General features: G+C 76.2%; 10 protein-coding genes. 2 read left to right on the forward strand and 8 right to left on the reverse strand.

The window, feature by feature from the left end; genetic code table 11:
- Positions 1 to 163: 163 nt before the first annotated feature.
- Positions 164 to 1,003, forward strand: a complete 840-nt coding sequence (locus tag DES41_RS33960; protein ID WP_114472042.1) for a DODA-type extradiol aromatic ring-opening family dioxygenase — start codon at positions 164 to 166, stop codon at positions 1,001 to 1,003.
- Here DES41_RS33960 and solA read toward each other — a convergent pair.
- A complete protein-coding gene (gene solA / locus DES41_RS33965) occupies positions 967 to 2,217 on the reverse strand; it encodes an N-methyl-L-tryptophan oxidase (protein WP_114472043.1) in 1,251 nt (416 codons plus the stop codon). The two genes, DES41_RS33960 and solA, sit on opposite strands and share 37 nt — an antisense overlap.
- A gap of 16 nt (positions 2,218 to 2,233) precedes the next feature.
- The gene (locus tag DES41_RS39695) at positions 2,234 to 2,356 is read right to left on the reverse strand and encodes a hypothetical protein (protein ID WP_281277259.1); all 123 of its coding nucleotides are present in this window, start codon (positions 2,354 to 2,356) and stop codon (positions 2,234 to 2,236) included.
- Between the two features lie 231 nt (positions 2,357 to 2,587).
- Here DES41_RS39695 and DES41_RS33970 point away from each other — a divergent pair, with 231 nt between their 5' ends.
- The gene (locus DES41_RS33970; protein ID WP_114472044.1) at positions 2,588 to 3,229 is read left to right on the forward strand and encodes a response regulator; all 642 of its coding nucleotides are present in this window, start codon (positions 2,588 to 2,590) and stop codon (positions 3,227 to 3,229) included.
- A gap of 12 nt (positions 3,230 to 3,241) precedes the next feature.
- On the opposite strand, the gene DES41_RS33975 is transcribed toward DES41_RS33970, so the two are convergent.
- The 6 genes from DES41_RS33975 to DES41_RS34000 are packed head-to-tail and all read right to left on the reverse strand — an operon-like array spanning position 3,242 to position 17,964.
- On the reverse strand, positions 3,242 to 3,904 hold the full coding sequence (locus DES41_RS33975; protein ID WP_114472045.1) for a histidine phosphatase family protein: 663 nt from the start codon (positions 3,902 to 3,904) through the stop codon (positions 3,242 to 3,244).
- Positions 3,901 to 4,263 carry an arsenate reductase (glutaredoxin) gene (gene arsC / locus DES41_RS33980; protein ID WP_114472046.1) on the reverse strand — a complete coding sequence of 121 codons (363 nt, stop codon included), beginning with the start codon at positions 4,261 to 4,263 and terminating at the stop codon, positions 3,901 to 3,903. The genes DES41_RS33975 and arsC overlap by 4 nt, the downstream gene beginning before the upstream one ends.
- A gap of 25 nt (positions 4,264 to 4,288) precedes the next feature.
- Entirely contained in the window at positions 4,289 to 6,133 is a 1,845-nt protein-coding gene (locus DES41_RS33985) for a hypothetical protein (RefSeq protein ID WP_114472047.1), read from the reverse strand.
- Positions 6,130 to 14,601 (reverse strand): hypothetical protein, encoded by an 8,472-nt coding sequence (locus DES41_RS33990; RefSeq protein WP_114472048.1) that lies wholly within the window; start codon positions 14,599 to 14,601, stop codon positions 6,130 to 6,132. The genes DES41_RS33985 and DES41_RS33990 overlap by 4 nt, the downstream gene beginning before the upstream one ends.
- A 4-nt stretch (positions 14,602 to 14,605) precedes the next feature.
- Positions 14,606 to 16,546 carry an AAA family ATPase gene (locus tag DES41_RS33995; protein WP_114472049.1) on the reverse strand — a complete coding sequence of 647 codons (1,941 nt, stop codon included), beginning with the start codon at positions 16,544 to 16,546 and terminating at the stop codon, positions 14,606 to 14,608.
- Positions 16,543 to 17,964, reverse strand: a complete 1,422-nt coding sequence (locus DES41_RS34000; protein WP_147283044.1) for a hypothetical protein — start codon at positions 17,962 to 17,964, stop codon at positions 16,543 to 16,545. Before DES41_RS34000 ends, DES41_RS33995 begins: the two co-directional genes overlap by 4 nt.
- Positions 17,965 to 18,259 lie beyond the last annotated feature (295 nt).

Below are 18,259 nucleotides of genomic sequence, written 5' to 3' on the forward strand. Positions count from 1 at the left end.
CAGCGCGACGGTGGCGAACAACAGCGCTGATCGGCGCATGGCGGGCCCGCACGACCCAAACCGCGCATGCAGGTTCGCCGGACCTGGCCCGACTGCGCACCGCGCATTGCAAAGCGACACGGCGGCCTAACATGTCGTCCTACACCCGACTGTCTGCCATCCCATGACCGCCTCATCTGCCACCGCTGCGCGCCTGCCCACCTATTTCATTTCCCACGGCGGTGGCCCCTGGCCGTGGATGAAGGCCGAGATGGGCAACACCTACGCCAAGCTGGAGGCCGCGCTGGCCGACATGCCGCACCAGATCGGCCGCAAACCGGCCGCCGTGCTCATGGTCTCGGCCCACTGGGAAGCGCCGGCGTTCACCGTGCAGGCCGCGGCCCAGCCCGGCATGCTGTATGACTACGGCGGCTTTCCGGCGCACACCTACCAGGTGCACTACCGCTCGCCGGGGGCGCCGGCCATCGCGGCGCGCGTGCAGGCGCTGCTCCAGGCCGCCGGCCTGCCGGCTGCCGTGGACACCGAGCGCGGCTACGACCACGGCATGTTCTCGCCCATGCAGGCCATCTACCCGCAGGCCGACGTGCCGGTGCTGCAGCTCTCGCTCCGGCGCGGCCTGGACCCGGCGGAGCACCTGGCCCTGGGCCGCGCGCTGGCGCCGCTGCGCGACGAGGACGTGCTGATCGTGGGCAGCGGCCTGAGCTACCACAACCTGCGCGCCTTCGGCCCGCAGGCCGCCGCACCTTCCAAGGCCTTCGACGACTGGCTCGGGCAGACGCTGGCCAGCGCGTCGGCGCCGCGCAGCCAGGCGCTGGTGGACTGGGAACAGGCGCCGGCCGCGCGCATCGCGCACCCGCGCGAGGAACACCTGATTCCGCTCATGGTGGCGGTCGGCGCGGCCGAGGGCGAGCGGGCCGCCCGCATCTACCACGAGAGCGACTTCATGGGCGGGCTCTCGGTGTCGAGCTACCGGTTCGGCGCGGCCGCTGGCGACGCGGCCTGAGCCAAAGGCGCGGGGCGGCGCTCGAACGAGGCCAGCAGCGCGCCCGTGCCCACGTCGAGCAGCTTGAGCGCGATGGCCTCGCCCAGCCCGGCCGAGTGCTTGAAGCCGTGGCCCGAGCAGGCCGAGGCCACCCACACGGGCAGGCCGTCGCCGAGCCGGTCGACCACGAAATCGCGGTCGCGCGTCACCGTGTACATGCAGGCGCGTGAGCGCAGCGCCTGCGGCCCGGCCTGCGGAAAGCGGTGGGCGACGCGGCTGGCATGCATGGCGGCAGCCTCGCCCGCGCCGACCTCGCGCTGCAGCGCGTCGGGCGTGGTCGGGGCCAGGTACTGCTCGGTCGCCACCTTGAGCGCCGGCTGCTGCGGATCGACCGAGGGGAAGCCGTAGAAGTAGTCCTCCTCGCCGTCGCCGTACATCCAGATGAAGACCGGGAAGCGCCCCGGCGCAAAGGCCGGCGCCGCGTCGGGCGGCAGGGCGAACCAGTGCATGGCCTGGCGGTACACGGCGAACTCGCCCGCCCAGGCCGCCCCGATGTCCCGGCCCAGGCCCTGCAGCAGCCCGGGCAGCCAGGCGCCGGCCGACAGCACCACCTGGCGGGCGCGGTAGCGGCGCTGGTCGGTGGCAAGCAGCACGCTGCCGTCGCCGTGGGGCTCCAGCGCCAGCACCGTCTCCCCGGTGCGCAGGTGGGCGCCGGATGCGCGGGCCACGGCCAGCTGCGCGCGGATTGCCTGCTCGGGCCGCACCAGGCCGGCTTCGGGCTCCCAGTAGCCGATCTCGTCGCCGCGCAGCGCGAAGGGCGGAAAGCGCCGCCGGATCTCGCGCGCGTCCAGCAGTTCGTGCGCGATGCCGTGGCGCTGCGCGCTGCCGATGGTGCGCTGCAGGAAATCGGGCTTGCCATGGTGGGTGCGGCGGCTGCGTTCGCCGCCCAGCACCAGGCCGCCGGTGGCCTCGTACAGCGGCACGCCGGTCTGGCGTTCGAGCGCGCGCCAGATGGCGTGCGAGCGCCGCACCAGCGGCACATAGGCATCGCCTTCGCCGATGGCCAGCCGCGTGATGCGCGACTCGCCGTGCGAGGAGCCCAGGTCGTGCGGCGGCGCATGCCGGTCCAGCCCCAGCACGCGCGCGCCACGCTCGGCCAGCGGCCGCACGATGGCGCTGCCCAGCGCGCCGAGGCCGACCACGGCCACGTCATAGGGTTCGTCGTTGGTGCTCATGGGGCGGGATTGGAACTCACGCCAGCCCCAGGTCCAGGTCCAGGAATGCGTCCTTGACCTGCACGGGCCTCGGGATCAGCTTGATCTTGGCGAACGCATCGGCCAGCAGCTGCTGGTCCTGCGCGATGGCGTCGCTCAAGGGCTACCACGCCGTAGCTGCGCCGTTCGGTGGCCAGCGCCAGCACCTGCGGCGGCAAATTGCAGTGCCTGGCGGCGGCGGAGAACAGGCATGGGGAGATCCGTCGTGAAAACGGTGGCCAGCGTAGGCGGGCCGCATCGCGTGCGCCACGAAGAACTTCGCATGTGCATATGCGCGCGCTGCGGCTACAGTGGCGCGTTGCCGTCCAGGCCTCGATGGGGAGCATCTGCCATGCAGGATTTCGCCGCTCTGGTTTCCGCCCTCGCATCGCTGGCCTGGCCGGCGGTGTGCGCCTTCCTGCTGGTCTGGCTGCGCGGGCCGGTCGGCGACCTGATCGCCTCGGCCAAGCAGCGCAAGTTCAAGATCGCCATCGCCGGCAACGAGCTCAGCATGGAAGAGGCGGCAGAACAGCAAAGCCAGGTGGTGCTGGACCTGCAGACCAAGCTGGCGGAACTCGAGAAGCGGCTCGGCCCGCCGCCCGAGGCCGCGGCCGCGCCGATGGCCGCCCGCACCGTGCAGCCGGCGCGCGGGCACCGCGTGCTGTGGGTCGACGACGTGCCGCGCAACAACAGCTACCTGATCGCCGCCCTGCAGGAGCGCGGCGTCGAGGTGGACACGGCGCTGAGCACCGACGAAGGCCTGGCCCGGTTCGCCGCCCAGCGCTACGACGTGGTCGTCACCGACATGGGCCGGGCCGAGGGCCGCACCGCCGGCATCGACCTCGTGCGCCGCCTGCGGGCGCAGGGCACGCAGGTGCCGCTGTACATCTACTGCAGCGTCGACGCCGCGCAGCGCTGGCGCGACGAGGCGCTGCAGGCCGGCGCCAGCGACATCACGGCCTCGGGCACCAGCCTGCTCGGCGTGCTGCCCTGAGCGGCCTGGAGGCTACTGGATCTGCACCGCCTGCTCGCCCGGCGTCGGCAGGGCCCGCGGCAGCACAGCGGCGAAGCGGATGGCCCAGTGCCCGTCGCTGCCATGCAGCGCATAGCTGCAGCAGTTGGGCATGGGCAGGCCGAGCTGGAACGCGCGGAAGGCCTGCATGGCGCGCGTGCTGTCCACCGGAAAACCCATGCAGCGCCAGACCAGCATGGCCAGCCACATGCCGTGGCCGAAGACCACGCTGCGGTCGGGCAGGGCCTCCAGCTGCGCGCGCACCTGGTCGACGCGGCCGGCGAAATCCAGAAAGCTCTCGGCACCCGGGCCCGTGCAGTGCGCGGGCTCGGCGCGCGCCCAGTAGGCGTCGATGAGCGGCTTGCGCGCCAGGTTGGTGGTGCCGGCCACCTCGGCAGGCGGCAGCGTCACGAACTCGTGCAGGTTCTCGATGGTCTCGATGGGCAGCTGCCAGCGGGCGGCGCAGGGTGCGGCCGTGTGCTGCGCGCGCTGGTAGTACGAGCTGAAGACGCGGGGCGGCTGCCAGTCCATGGCGCGGGCCCAGTGCCCGGCCTGGGCGATGCCGTTGGCGGTCAGCGGGATCAGGGCCGGGTCGTGGCTGGGCAGCCCCGCGTTGGCCTCGCTCTCGCCGTGGCGCACCAGCGTGATGGTCTTCATGGCTGCACCACCCCGATGAGGTCCAGCACCCGTTCACCGGGCCGGCACAGCCGCGTGCCGTGCGGCGTCTCGACGATGGGGCGGTTCATGAGCACCGGATGCGAAACCATCTGCGCGATGAGCTGCACATCGGTCCACTTCGGATCGTCCAGGCCCAGTTCGGCGTACTGCGGCTCCTTGCTGCGCAGCAGTTCGCGCGGCGTGATGCCCATGGCGGCCAGCAGGCCGGCCAGGCGTTCGGCACTCGGCGGGGTCTTCAGGTACTCGACGATCTCGGGCTCGATGCCGCGTTCGCGCAGCAGGGCGAGGGCAGTGCGCGAGTTGCTGCAGGCGGGGTTGTGGAAGATGGTGACGTGCATGGGACGATGATCCCCGATTTGCACCTCACGTCTTCAGCAGCGCCGCCATCACCCGGTACGGCTTGGGGAACCAGGCCCAGCGGTCGTCCAGCCAGACCAGGCCGTCGTAGGCCATGCCGGCGTTGCGCCCCGGCGCGATGACCTTCCAGGCCAGCCACACGCGCCGTGGCTGCAGCAGCGCGGCCAACACGCGGTAGCCGCCCGGGAAGGGACGCGACAGCGCGTTCTCGTCGGCCAGCATGCCGGCCGGTGCCGCATGGCAGGTGATGCGCGCGCCGGCCGCAGCACGGGCCGGGTGCGGCGGCGCGGCGTCCCACACGGCATCGAAGGCCTGGCGTGCCGCGGCGGCCACCTCCGGGCGGAACACGGCCGCGTAGTCCTCGGGCCGGGGCCGCAGCTGCGCGGCCAGTGCGGCGCCTTGCGCACCGACAAGGGCCTGCAGCAGCGGCATCGCCTCGGCGCAGATGAGCGCGGCGCTGGCCATGGCCATGGCCTGGGCGTTGCCGGCCGGCGCAGTGGCACCGCCGCCGTTGCGCCCGGTGCTTTCGGTGCTCGCGGCCTCCCCGACGTGCTCGACGCCATACCGCACCAGGGCCTGCTGCAGCGGCTCGGCCTCGGCGTGGGCCTGTGCCGTACCGCTGTGCAGCAAGCCCCGCAGAGCCGTCGCGTCCAGCGCCAGCGGCCAGGGCGGCGGCGCGGGGGCACCTGGAGCACCTGGGGAACCGAGGGCAGCTGAGGCATCCGGCAGCGCAAAGGCAACGCGGCTGGGCGGCAGGCCGGGCGCGCCCTGCGCCTCGTAGATGGCCTGCAGCACGCCGTCGCGCTCGCCCACGACGTGCCGTCGCCCGGCGCGCGGGAAGCCCTGCAGGTCCAGGAACCAGTGCGGCTCGCCGTCGTGCAGGATGCGGCGCGGCGCGAAGCGGTAGACCAACGCCGCGTCCCGGGGCGGCAGCACCGGCGGCAGCAGCGCCGCCAGCGCGGCGGGCTGGGCCGCGAGCGGGTGGCCCGCGCGTTGCGCCCAGGCGCACAGCCCGCCCAGCTCGAAGGCCAGCAGGCCCAGCGCCTCGCCCCGGCCCGGGCCCGCACCGTGGTAGCGCGCGTGGGCCTGCAGCGCCAGCAGCAGTGCGTCGCTGGCCACTTCCGCGGCCGCGTCCCCGGTCGCATCACCTGTCGCATCACCGGCCGCATCACCGGCCGCGCCGGCGGCCGGGGCGTCTGCCGGGGCGTCGGCCTGCGCCAGTTGCAGCGCCAGCTGCAGCACAGGGCGCCGCAGTTCGGCGAGCTGCGTGGCATCGGCGATGCGCGGCGGCGCATGCAGAGCTTGCATCGCGGCCTGCAGCAGCGTGCCGGCTGCGGCATCGCCGCGGTACAGCGCAGCCAAGCCCACGCAGTACGGTGTCCAGAACGGATCGGCCGTCTGCGCGCCTTCCTGGCAGGCGGCCACGGCCGCGGGATGGGTCAGCACCTCCAGCACAACGCCATCGCCCGCGCTGCTGGCCATTGCCGTGGCGAGGGCCCAGCGCGGGCCGCTCATGCCGGCGCGGCCGCCGGCGCGGAACACGCGCGTGCGGCCATCGTCCAACCCCAGCTCGGCCTGGCCTTCGGTGCGTGCCGCGCACAGCGCCGCGGCGCCGCCGCAGGCCGCGCCCTCGCGCAGGGCCGCGGCGAGCACGGCGCCGGCGGCGGCGCCGGCATCTAGCGAGGCGAGGGCCGCGCGCTCGGCGGCCAGCACCAGCAGCTGCGCCGCATCGTCGTCGTAGTGCGCGGCCAGCACGGTCTCGCGCAGCGCGTCGCGGGTGGCGAGGGCCTGGGCATGGCCATGCCACAGCACGGGGTCGCGCGGATCGGCGTTGTCGGGTGCTGCGGTCACGGCGTGGTGGCGGTCATGGTCGTGGTGCGGCCGGTGGTCAGGTCGAACTTCTGCGCTTCCAGGGGCGTGGGCCGGCCGCGGCGGTCCAGCGGCTGGCGCACCACGTAGTAGTCCACCTGCGGCGGGTTGGCCCGCACGGCGGCCAGGATGCGCGCGCCAAGCGCCTGCACGTCGGCCGGGCTGGTCGGCCGCATCATGTCACGTGCCAGGCTCTCCAGGTACTCCGGCGTGCCCTGCTCGGCGCGGCGGCCATCGGCCGTGCGGCGAAAGCCCAGGTCGGCCTGCGGTCCCTTGGCCTCGACCACGACCAGCCGGCCGTCCGGCCCGTTGAAGGCCAGGTCGGGCACGCCCGCACCGGTGCGCGAACAGGGCAGCGGCGTGCCCAGGCCCAGCGTGTCGGTGGCGAAGCGGCTCGCGGCGTGCTCGCCCAGGGCCTCGCCGCTGTCGCGGATGGTGACCATGGCCTGGCTCAGCGCGGTGGCCAACTGCTCGGGCGTGCGCCCGCTCGGCGGCGGCCTGCCGCCCAGCTCGGCCAGGATGTCGTTGCGCTCGCGGATCGCATCGGTCTGCACGCGGGCATGGGCTTCCTGCGCGGGGTTGTCGCGCAGGCTCAGGCCGGCCGTCGGCACGTCGGTGGCCACGGCGCGCACCGCGCCGATGGAGATGCCGCGCACGCCGCCGCCCGCGGTCACGAAGGCGCCACCGGCCCACAGCGTGAAGAGCCGCTGCTGCAGTGCCGGGTCTGCGCCGTCCAGCGAGGTGTGAGCCGCCAGGTAGCGGGCCTGGAACAGCGCGAAATCCTGGTAGTTCACGTGGTCGCCGAAGCGCTGCGCGGCCAGCTCGCGCGCCAGCGGATCGGGCGCCGCGCGCAGGTCGCGCACGATCTCGCGCTCGATCGCGCTGCCCTTGGCGCGGGCCTCGTCGATGGCGCGGTCCAGCAGCGCGCGGGCCGCCGGATCGGGCAACTGCTCGCGTGCCTGGGCGATGGCGTCGTGGTCCACCGTGCGGCCGCCGTTGCGCACCAGGCCTTCCTCCACCACGCGGCGCGCGGCCAGCGCCAGCTGCTGGTGGTCGCCGCGGCCCAGCGTCTGCTGGTGGGCGGCCTGGCGCGCCAGCACGAACACATCGTCCAGGCTGCCCGTCAGCGGCTCCAGCATGGGGTTGGCGCGGGCCGCCTCCACCATCTCGCCCAGCAGCCGGCGGCCGGCCGACGTGGGCTCCAGCGCCGACAGGGCCAGCGCGCGCCGCGCATCGGCCGCCTCGCCGCCGTGCACCAGGCCCAGGTGTGCGACCAGGCGGCCGGCCTCGTCCTGCAGCCGGGCCAGGGCCCGGGTGTCGCCCTGGCTGCGGGCGGTCTCGATGGCGCGTGCCAGGTGCTCGACCTCGCCCACGCGGCCACGGTCGTGGCGCGACAGTTGGGCATTGGCGTCCGGCGGCGGGGTGGGGCGCACGCCGGGGCGCAGCGCATCGTCGCGCTGGTGGCGCGAGAAGCGCAGCTCGTTCAGCTCGTGCGCCAGCGCGCGCTGGATCTGTGCGGCCGAGGCGTGCTCGGACACGGTGATCTCCACGCGGTCGCCGTTGCGCCGGTAGGTGGCCACCGGGCGCAGGCCGTCGGCGTTGGGCTCCACCGAGCCCACGCGCACCGTCACCTGCAGCTCGCCGCCGCCGTGCTGCGGCACCAGCAGCACGCCCGGGTCGTTGCGGGTCGGCCGCACGGTGCCGTGCAACTGGCCGTCGGGCCCGATCAGCCGTTGCAGTGCGGCGCCGGCCTCGGCCTCGGCCAGCGAGGCGCCGCCGCGCCGCACCACGAAGCCCGAGCCGCCATGGAACTCGCTGCCCGGGATGGCAGCCGCCGTGGTCGAGTGGCCGCTCTCGTCGGTATGGCCCGGCGCGGGCCGCGGGCCGGTGCCGGGCGGCGGCGTGGCGGGGCCGGCGCCGTCATCGGCCGGTGCGTGGCCGCCGCTGCCATCGGCTGGCGGCAGGCCGCCGCCGGGCGCGCCGACCTCATGCACCCGGCCGCTGCCCGGCACGACGGCGCGGCCCAGCTCGCCGATCAGGCCGGCCGGGATCTCCATCTGGTCGTCGGCGAAGCGCACGTCCACCAGGCGCGGCTGGCCGTGCAGGTCGGCCGTGCCGTGTTCGGGGATGGCGGCCGAGCGCAGTGCGCGCACCCAGCCCTCGTCCACCTCGAACGCGATGATGCGGGCGCGGCCCTGGCTGTTCTGCAGCACGAACTCCACGGCGCGCTCGAACGAGCCGAAGTTCAGGTGCGCCGAGGCGCCGCCCTCGATGGTCACGTTGCCATGGGCGTCCACGTGCACCAGGCTGCGGCTGCGCTCGCTTTCCACGCGGAACACCATGCGGCCGCCGCCTTCGCCCTCCAGCAGCGGACGCACCAGGCGCTGCAGCAGCGCCGGGTTGCGCTCCACGTCGGACAGCGGCACGCGCACCAGGCCCGGCTGCTCGCTGGCCAGGCCGGCGAACAGCGCGTCCACGTCGTCCGGGCCGGGCAGGTCGGCCGTGGCCGAGCGGCGCCCGCTCGCGAACTCGGCCGCCTCGGCGCGCAGCCCCGTGGCATGGGCCTCCAGGTCCACGGCCTGGTTCAGCAGCCGGTCGGCTTCGGCGCGCAACGCGGCGGCGCGGCGCGGGTTGTGGCTGTCGGCCAGCGCGGCGGCGGCCTCGTGCGCGATGGCCGTGTCCAGCAGCGCATTGGCGTGCTGCATCAGGCCGTCGGCCTGTTCGTGCAGCGCGCCGGCGCGCTGGCGCTGGGCCAGCGTGGCGTGGTCGGCCGGCAGCGGGCGCGTGTCGGCCCCCGGCTGGTCTGCGCCGATGCGCAGCACCGGGCCGGCCTGGGCGGCGTCGATGGCGGCATCGACCTCGGCGCTGCGCAGGCCGGGCAGCAGGCGGTTGCCGTCGCCGTCGGGCGCTGCGGGCGCCGCATGGGCCCCGGTGCCGCCGGGCGGGCCGCCATCGCCGCCGCCGCCACCGTTGCCATCTGCGCCACCCTGGTGCGGCGGGGCCGCGCCGCCCGCCTCGGTGGCCGGTGGGTGCGCGGCTGGCGCCGCCTCGGGTGCGGCCGGCCGCACCGGCGCCGCCATGGGCTCCAGGCCGCCGTGGGTGACCACGTGGTCCAAGTGGATGGCGCGGCCCAGCGCGCCGCCTTCGCCGACCTGGTTCATGAAGGCCAGGTCGTGCGCGGCGGCCTGCAGCGCGTCGGGGGCCAGCGGCGGCAGGCCGCGTTCGGCGCGGCCGGCGGCGATCTCCGCTTCCATGCGCTGTGCGCCGCGCGCATGACGGGCTTGGCCCACGGACTCGCCCGCGCCTTCGCCGATGCCCTGCACGAAGGCGTGTGCGCCGGCCTGGCCGATGTCCAGCAGCGCATCGCCCGCGTCGCCCTTGAAGCGGCCGCTGCCGGCGTCCACCAGGATTTCGGTGGCGCGCCCGCCCATGCCGCCGACGGCCGAGATGCTGCCGCGCGTGAGGCCGCGCGCAGCCATGGCACCGGCGCCTCGCGCCATGCCGCCCTGGGCCGACATGTTCAGCGCCGCGTCAATGCCGCGGCCCATGCCGCCGATGCCGCGCCCGGCCAGGCCGACCAGGCCGCGCGCCATGCCGCCCTGCGCGGCGTAGGCGCGGGCGCGCTCGGCGATCACGGCGCCGTTGCGGCCCAGCGCCTCGATGGAGTTGGTCAGCGTGGCCGTCGCCGCGCCCGACAGCCCGCCCTTGATCAGCCCGCCGAAGAGCGCGCCGATGGCGTCGTCCGCGCCGTGGGCCCAGGTGCGCTCGTCGAAGGCGGCGTTGGCCATGCCGCCGATGGAACCGGTGATGGTGCCCACGATGATCTGGTCGATCACCGGGTTGCCGGTGAAGATGCGCGACAGCGTGACCAGCGTGCGCGATGCGGTGCTGGCCGCCTGCGCGCCCTTGGACGCGATCTGCGCCGCCGCGCCCAGCTGCGCGCCGACGCCGGCCGTCACCGCCTGCACCGCCGTCATGCCCAGGTCCACCGCGGCCTGCTCCCAGCCGTAGCGCCCGCCCTTGATCGCGTAGTTGGCCGACATCGAGGCCAGCCCGGTCACGATGGCCGCGGCGATCAGCGGCCCGGCCGCGCCGCCGGTGGCCACCGTGATCACCGCCGCGGCGATGGCGCCCAGGATGGCGATGCCGGTGGTGGCGATGTCGGCGAAGGCGTCGATGCGCCGGCCATAGGTCTCGGCGATGGCCTGGGCCGTGGCGGTGGTCGCGGCGAAGGTGTCGCGGTCGCCACCGGTGTAGCGGCCCTGGGCGTCGAAATTGGGGCTGGCCGCGCGCATGATGACCTCGCCGCGCGGGCCGAAGGCCAGCGGCCCGCCGGCCAGCGTGCGCAGTTCGGTCTCGGTCTCGCCCATGGCCTCGTCGGCCAGCGTGCCGTCGGCCAGCCAGGCGCCGAAGCCGCTGGCCTCGCGGCGCTGCTGCTCGATGGCGAAGGCCGCCACCTCCAGCCGCTCGCGGTCGTTGCGCGGCTGGCCGAGCAGGGCGCGTTCCATGCGCAGGCGGTCGTCGCCCGAGACCTCGCCCAGGAAGCCTTCGCCGAAGGTGCCCAGGTCGGCGTCGAGCGAGTTGCCGGTGTTGCGCCGGTAGGCCGCGCGCATCGCCGCGATCTCGTCGCGGTCCATCCGCTCGGTGAAGCGGAACAGCAGGTCCTCGTTGGTGCCGCAACCGGCCATCGCATGCTGCATGGCCAGCGCCGCGGTCTCGGGCGAGGGCCGGGCGTCGGTCAGCAGGCCGGTGGCCAGCGCGGCGCCCGTGCTGTCGGAGCCGAAGCGGGTCTGCAGCTGGCCGATCACGCGGTCGCGCGCGGCCGTCACGCGCGTGTCGTCCATGGCCGCGGCCGGGTTGGCCGGGTCGTGGGCGGGCGCGAAGTCCTCGGGCGTGGTGGCGCCGCCCGCATAGCGCTCGGCGGCCAGCATCACCACGCGCGCGCGCTCCTCGGCCGCGCGGCGGTGGGCCTCGCGCTCGGCCGGGCTGGCGGCCGACAGGTCGGCGCGAAAGCGCGGGTCGAAGGTGGCTCGGTCGATGTTGACGGCGTTGGGCGGATCGCCGGTGCGCTGCATCTCCACGCCCAGCCGCGCCGCGCGCGCCTCCACGCTGCTCTCGCCGTGGCGCAGCAGCGCGCCGGCCAGGTCGCGGTTGGCACCCTCCAGCCGCCGCGTGACCATCTGCGGCTCGCCCTCGGGGCCGGCGCCGCCCACGTAGACATCGATGTCGCGGCTGACGTAGGCCGCGGCGCGGTCCTCGGCGCTGAGACCCCCGACATCGGTGCCGGGCGCAATGCCGCGCGCCACCGCCGCGTCGGTGACGATGCCGCCCAGCGCCTGCACCACGGCCTGGCGCCGCGTGTCGCCGTCCATCTCCTGCGCCGCACGCCAGTCGCCGTCGGGCGGCGCGCCGGTGTAGCGCTCGATGGCGCTGTGCACGGCATCGGCCTCGCCGTCCACGCGCGCCTCGTCCACCGCGTCGCGCAGCCGCAGCGCGTCGGCCGTGGCGTGCTCGCCGCGGGCCAGTGCGTCGAACACCTCGCGGTCGGTGCCGCCCAGCGCGTCGCGCACCTCGGCCATGGTGCCGCCGGCATCGCGGCCCAGCGCGGCCAGTTGCTCGGGCGACAGCGCGCGCATGACCTCCTCGATGCGCGCCTCGTCGTCGTTGAAGGTGCCCAGCGAATCGGCCAGCTCCAGCCGGGCGCCGGTCACGTTGTCGCCGTACAGGTAGGCGCTGGCGGCTTCGTAGTCGGTGCTGTCGGCGCCCAGTTCGCGGCGCAGGTCGGTGTCCAGGTGCCGGCCGCGGTGGCGGCGCGGGTAGACCTGGGTGTCCAGCGCGCGGCCCTGGGCCAGCGTCATGCCGCGCAGCGCGGCCAGCACGCCGGACTCGTCCACGGTGCCCGCGAAGCCGCCGCCCAGCGCGCCCACGACCCGGTTGGCGCGGCCGTCCAGCGCGGTCTGGGTCTCGGCGCCGGCGGCCTCCAGCTGGCTGGCGAAGTAGGTGGCCGGTTCGTTGCGCGTGGCGTTGTAGTCCACCTCCTCGCGGACCTGGCGGTCCAGACCCGGGGCCGGACCGCCGGCCGCGGCGCCGCCCCCACCGCCGGCGCTGGCGCAGTGCCCACAGTCCGGTGCAGGCGCCGCCGGCGGGCCGCCGCTGTCGGCCGCCGGCGGGGGCGGGGCCGGCGTGGCGGCGGGCGCGTCGCTGCGCAGGCTGGCCAGCGCGCTGGCGGCCTGGGCGCGCTGCTGGGCGATGAAGCCGGCCATGCGCACCGTGAGCGGCTGGGCCCAGGACTGGGCCGCCTGCGTCACCGTGCCGGCCAGGCCGCCGAAGGCCTCGGTGACCCCGGCCGTGCTCTGCGCGCGCTGCGCGGCGCCCTGGGCCTGCAGCTGGGCCAGCGTGGCCTGCAGCCCGCTGGCCTCCTGCTCGGAGCGCTGCAGCTGCGCGCCGGCCTGTTCGGCCAGGGTGCCCTCCAGCCGCTGCTGGTTGGCCTGCAGGCGCTGGTCCAGCCGGTCGCTGCTGGCCCGTGCGCCCTGCAGCGCGCCATCGGGCGCACGTTCGGCCGCCTGGCGCAGCGCTGGCGCGCCGCGCGCGGCGCTGGCGCGCAGGTTCTGCTCCAGGCCCTGGGCCGTGCGCAGGTAGGTCGGCAGCGCGCCGCGCGTGGCGGCTTGCAGGCCGCCCACGGCCTGCTGCGCCTCGCGCCGCACGCCGCTCAGCGCGCCGCGCGCCTGGCTGTTGAGCCGGCTCCGGGCGGCGCGCTGCTGGGTGCGCAGCTGCTGCAGCTGGCCCTGCGTGAGCGACGCCAGCGCCCGTTGCGCGGCCTGCTGCTGCTCGCGCAGCCGGCTGCGCGCCTGGCGCAGCGCCGCGGCCACGCTGGTGCGGCCCTGCGTGGCCAGGCGCGCGTTCTCGCCGGCCAGCGCTGCCTGGTAGCTGCACGACAGGCTGCACGCAGTGGTGTCGCGCGATTGCTCCCAGGCCTGCTTCTTGGCGTCGAAGCGCTGCTCCAGGCCCTTGACCTCGGGATCGACCCAGCGCGGGATGCGCAGCTGGCGCTTCTCGTTCTTGGCCCGCGCCAGCCAGGCGCCGCGCTGCGACGAGTAGTGCGTGGCACGCGCCTCGCTCCACTGCGCCAAGCTCCGGCTGGCCGCCTGGTGGGCCTCCTGGGCCTGGCGCACGGCACCGTTGTAGGCCGACACATGGCCGCTGACCAGGCCGCCGACGACGCTGGCGATGCGGGCTGCGCCGCTGCGCTCGCCGGCGTTGATGAGGCCGTGCGCGCTGCGGCCGGCCGCGGCGATGGCCTGGCCGGCGTCCAGCGCTGCCGAGTCCACCGCCATGGCCGCCATCTGGCCGGCCTCCTCGGTTGCGGCGGCGGCCGCGTCGGCGGCCTGGTCGATGGCGCCGCCGTCCAGGTCGTGGCGCTGCACGATCTCGCCGGCCTGCAGGCCATGGGCCTGGGCCATGTAGTGGCTGATGTCGTTGGCGCGTGCCAGCAGCTGCTGGTGCATTCCGCGCAGCTGGTCGGCGGTGCCGGCGTAGGCCTGGCGCGCCTGGCCTGCGGCCTCGCGCAGGGCGCGCCGCTGGTCTTCGGCGTTGGTGCCGGCGGGCGGCGTGGCCGCGGCGTCGCGGCCGGCCGGCGCCGCGGCTGCCGGGCGCGGTGGACGGCCAGGCTCCGCCGCAGCCTGCAGCGCATCGCCGGGCAGTTCGGTGGGTGCTTCCCAGGGGGCGTCGAGGGCCTGCCAGGGCAGCGGGGGCGCCTGCAGCGCGGCGTCGGCTAGCGCGTCGACAGCGTCGGGCAGGGCTGTGCCCTCGGCCTGGCCGTCTTCTCCTTCTGCGGCAGGCTGGCCGTCGGCGCGGGGCGGGCCGGCCGGCCCGCCACCACTGCCGGCAGGGCGTCCGGTGGCGGCGCCGGGTGTGGCCGCGCCCGGGGTGCCGGGGGCGGCTGGGCCGGGCGCTGGACGGTCAGCGGCGGGCGCGTCGGCTGCGGCAGCGGTGCCGGGTGCGGCGGCAGGTGTGGCGGCAGCGGCGGGCGCGGGGGCGGGGGCCGCGGCCGGCGCCGCCGGGCTGGCCGCAGCACGGGGCAGGGCAGCCTCGGGCGGTATGGACCGCACCATGGGCTCGTCGCGCCGCGGTGGCGCAAGCGGAGATGCGTCGGCCGGGTACAGCGGCAGCAGTGGCGCATCAAAGCCAGCATCGAGGCGGGCGTCAAGGCGGGCATCCAGCGGGCGATCCAGACGCGCATCCAGCACCGATCCAGCGCCGAACGCCTGTGCCCCGGGCGCGGCCTGCAGTGGCAGATAGCGCGGCCAGGCCGGCGCGGCGTCGGCCGCGGCGCTGTCGGGCCCGGCCACGGGCGCGGCCTCGTGCGGCGCTGCGCCGGTCCGGCGCGCCGCCGTGGCGGCGGGCGGGCGGTCGCGCGCGCGCAGGTGCGCCGGGAGCGCGGCGCGGCCCATGGCCTCAGCCCGCCGGGGCCAGCAGCATGGCCGGCATGGACTTGCCGAGCTTGCGGTACTCGGCACCCAGCGCGGCGGCCAGGGCTGGCGCGTCGATGCTGCCGCCGCCGGCCGCCGCGCGCGCGCCCAGCACCACGTTGCGGATGTGGCCGCCCGCCAGTTCGCAGCCGGCGGCCAGCCGGTTCAGCGCGGCCGGTGCCAGTGCGTGGGCCTCGCCCAGGTGGGCCAGCCACAGCGCGCGCCGCTCCTCCGGGCCGGGCGCGGGGAATTCGAGGATGGCGTCGAGCCGGCGCGTGAACGCGCTGTCGAAGCGCGCGCGGCTGTTGCTGGTCAGCAGCACGATGCCGTCGTAGCTCTCGATGCGCTGCAGCAGGTAGTTGGTCTGCTGGTTGGCGAAGCGGTCGTTGGCGTCCTTGACCTCGGTGCGCTTGCCGAACAGCGCGTCGGCCTCGTCGAACAGCAGCACCACCTCGTCGTGCTCGGCCCGCGCGAACAGCTCGGCCAGGTTCTTCTCGGTCTCGCCGATGTACTTGCTGGTCACCGCCGCCAGGTCGACGCGGTACAGCGGCATCGACAGCCGCGTGGCGATCCACCCGGCCGACAGCGTCTTGCCGGTGCCCGAGGCGCCGACCAGCAGCGCCCGCACGCCGGGCCGGTAGCGCGTGCGCGCACCGGGGCCCAGGCCGTCGGCGAGGCCGTCGCGCAGCCGGCAGCGCTGCAGCAGGTGGGCCAGCTCGGCGCGCAGCGGCGCGGCCAGCACAAGGGCGGCGTCGGGCACGTCGGTGGGCAGGGCCTCGGCCAGCGTGCCGAGCTCGCTGCGCTGCTGCCGCGCGGCGCGGTGCAGGGCGGGGCGCTGCAGCGCGCCGGGGCCGGCGGCGCGGCACAGCGCGGCGATGCGCGCGGCGCTGTGCCGGTGCCGCGCGCCGAGTTCGGCGGCGAGCGTGGCATCGGCGCCGCCCTGGGCCCACAGGGCGCTGCGCTCGGCGGCGGTGGGCAGTGCCAGAACCCATTCGGCCGGCGCGTGGCCGTCCAGCGTCCAGCTGCCGTCTGGGCCGCTGGCCAGCAGGCAGGGGCCGGTGGCGGGCGCCAGCGCCGGCACGCGGCGGCGCTCGCCGGGCGCCAGTGGGGCGCAGAACACCGGCAATGCGCCGTGCAGCACCAGCCAGGCCGACAGGCCCGCCGGCGGCTCGGCGCCATCGATGCAGGCCGTGCGGCGGCCCAGCAGCGCGGCCACTGCGGCGGCGGCCCTGCGCGCTTCGGCGGGGTGGGCGCTGCGCAGCACCAGCGCGCCGGCGCCCGTCGCGCTAGCCGCGAGCAGGCCGGCATGGCGCTCGGCCTCGCACTGCAGGCTGGGCGGCAGCGGGGCGCCGGGTTCTTCCAGCGTCACGCCCGGCCAGTGCCCGCGCGCGCCGCGCGCGGCCAGCACCACGGGCGTGGGCAGGGCCAGCGCGGTGTCGGGCAGCGTGCGCTCGGGCGCCTCGACCAGGCGCAGCAGCTGGTGCCGCAGCGCCGCGCCGTCCAGCAGCGTGGCCAGGCTGGCGGCGGCGTCGCCGCCCGGCCCGGCGTGCAGCGCGGCCACCAGGCCGGCCGTGGGCCGCAGCTCGCGCAGCGGCGCCTGCAGCCAGCCGACCGCGCGGGCGGCCAGCGGGTCGGTGTCCACGGCCAGGGCCAGCGCGACGGCCAGGCGTTCGACCTCGGTCAGCGCGAAGGCCTGGGCCAGCCGGTGCAGAGCCGCGTCGCAGTCGGGCGGCTGGTCCTGCCACTGCTGCAGCGCCGTGGCCAGGTCTTGCGCCAGCGGCCAGCGCGCGTGCAGGCCGGCCAGCCACTGGGCTTCGGGCGCGGCATCGGCCTCGGCCGTGGCGGGGGCCAGTTGCAGCAGGGCCGTCTCGGCCAGTGGTGGGGTCGTCGGCGCCAGCAGGTGGCGGTGGGTGCCGGGGGCGTTCACGGCACATCCCCGTAGTGGAAGGCGACCACGCGGCCGAGCCAGGGCAGCCAGCCGGGGTCCAGGTCCAGGCCCAGGCGGCGCAGCCGCAGGTTGCCCTGGTCGAGGCGGAAGAACAGGTCCACGTGGGTAGGCGTGAGCGCCACGCGGGCGGGGCGGCGTGCCAGCGTGACCAGGCCCAGGCGGCCGGCGCGGTGCAGCCAGCGGCGTGCGTCGGCCAGCCAGCCGGCGAGGGCGACGTGCAGGTCTTCGTCGGGGGGCAGCGGCAGGGCGAGCTGCCAGAGCGGATCGTCCGGCGGCGCGGCCAGGCGGCGCAGCGCCAGGTGCAGCAGCATGGCGGTGCAGCGCGGCCCGGCGTCGGCGGGCTGGGTGTCCAGCCACTGCGGCCACTGCAGGCGCTGCAGCACGGGCAGCAGGAACAGCAGGCCGCCCCAGGCGGTGGGTTCGCGCCAGGGCGGCTGGGCCAGCGGTTGGGGGGCGGGCTTGGCCGGGAGCCCTGGCTCAGGCAAGTCCGGAGTGATGGGTGCGGCCCGGGTCTGCTGCTCTTGCGCGCGGGGTGGTGCGGACTGCCGGCGGCGCACGCGCGTCGGCTTGGGCGCTGCTACGGCCGGCACCGGCGCAGGGCTGTCAGGCGGCGCGCCCAGGTCGGGCGCCAGGGGTGCCGTCTCCGGTGCCGCCGAGGTCGGCGGCAACCACGTTGGCGGTGCCAGCCGCAGCGCGTGTTGCAGCCAGGGCGGCAGCGGCGCGCGTGGACCTGCGGCGGGCGCGGCCTGGTGTGCCAGGTCGCCGCGGCGCGCGAAGGGGCCGTGCGCCGGGCGTGCCACGGCGTCCGTGGGCTGCGCCGGCACCGACCCCAGCCCGGCTTGCTGAACCAGCGCCGGCCCCAGCGCCGGCCCGATGGCCTGCGCCAGCGCCGCTGCCTGCCCTGCGTGCACGGCGGCGGCCAGCCACGCCGGCAGTGCGCTGCGCGCCTCGGGCCACCTGGCCACGGTCCAGGCGATCACGCGCAGGTTGGTCGCCACATCCGCCTGCGCGCTGTACTCGGGCACGGCCAGCGGCCAGTACCAGGCGGTGCACGGCTGGCCGCGCAGCAGGCGCAGTGCCAGTTGCACGCGCGCGTCCAGCGCGCCGCTGAATGCCACGCAGGCGGCAGTGTCGGCCGTGGCGTGGGTGGCATCGACCCAGTGCTGCACGGCCTCGGCGCTGCGCTGCTCGATCAGGCGTGACAGGGCCTGCGCCGAGATGCCGGCCGCCACCGGCCCCAGCGCGAGCCGGCGCACCACGAGCAGCCGCGTGCCCTCGGCGTCGCCCAGGCTGGCGCAGCGCAGTGCGTCTTCCAGCACCGGCAGCAGGCGGCGGGCGTGCTCGGCACGCGGGGCCTTCACGTGCAGGTGGCGGACGGTGCGCTGGTCGGCAGGCATGGCGTTCAGCGCCTCGCGCAACGCGAATTCGAGGCCGAGCGCAGCGAAGGCCCGAGCCCCAGGCCGAGCGCAGCGATGGCCCGTGTGGGAGTTCCCCCTGTGCCCACGCCGAGGAGCGCAGTGGCCTGGGCGGCGCGGGGAACCTCGCGCTTCAATAACTGACTCATTGCACTTGTTCGAGCTGAGTGAACGCAGTGAACGGTGCGAGTTGTGCAATGCGCCCAGGCCGCGAGCACCGCAGGTTGCCCGGAGCGCCAGCGGAGGGACGGGGGCACCGGGGTCGCCTTCTCTTTGG

The organism is Pseudorhodoferax soli (assembly GCF_003337555.1).
Classification (GTDB): Bacteria; Pseudomonadota; Gammaproteobacteria; order Burkholderiales; family Burkholderiaceae_C; genus Pseudorhodoferax; species Pseudorhodoferax soli.

What these genes read in the sequence shown, in the direction of transcription:
- DES41_RS33970 (WP_114472044.1), top strand. Translation starts at nt 2,588, where the DNA reads ATGCAGGATTTCGCCGCTCTGGTTTCCGCCCTCGCATCGCTGGCCTGG.
- DES41_RS33975 (WP_114472045.1), bottom strand. Translation starts at nt 3,904, where the DNA reads ATGAAGACCATCACGCTGGTGCGCCACGGCGAGAGCGAGGCCAACGCG.
- DES41_RS33960 (WP_114472042.1), top strand. Translation starts at nt 164, where the DNA reads ATGACCGCCTCATCTGCCACCGCTGCGCGCCTGCCCACCTATTTCATT.
- DES41_RS34000 (WP_147283044.1), bottom strand. Translation starts at nt 17,964, where the DNA reads ATGCCTGCCGACCAGCGCACCGTCCGCCACCTGCACGTGAAGGCCCCG.
- DES41_RS33990 (WP_114472048.1), bottom strand. Translation starts at nt 14,601, where the DNA reads ATGGGCCGCGCCGCGCTCCCGGCGCACCTGCGCGCGCGCGACCGCCCG.
- solA (WP_114472043.1), bottom strand. Translation starts at nt 2,217, where the DNA reads ATGAGCACCAACGACGAACCCTATGACGTGGCCGTGGTCGGCCTCGGC.
- arsC (WP_114472046.1), bottom strand. Translation starts at nt 4,263, where the DNA reads ATGCACGTCACCATCTTCCACAACCCCGCCTGCAGCAACTCGCGCACT.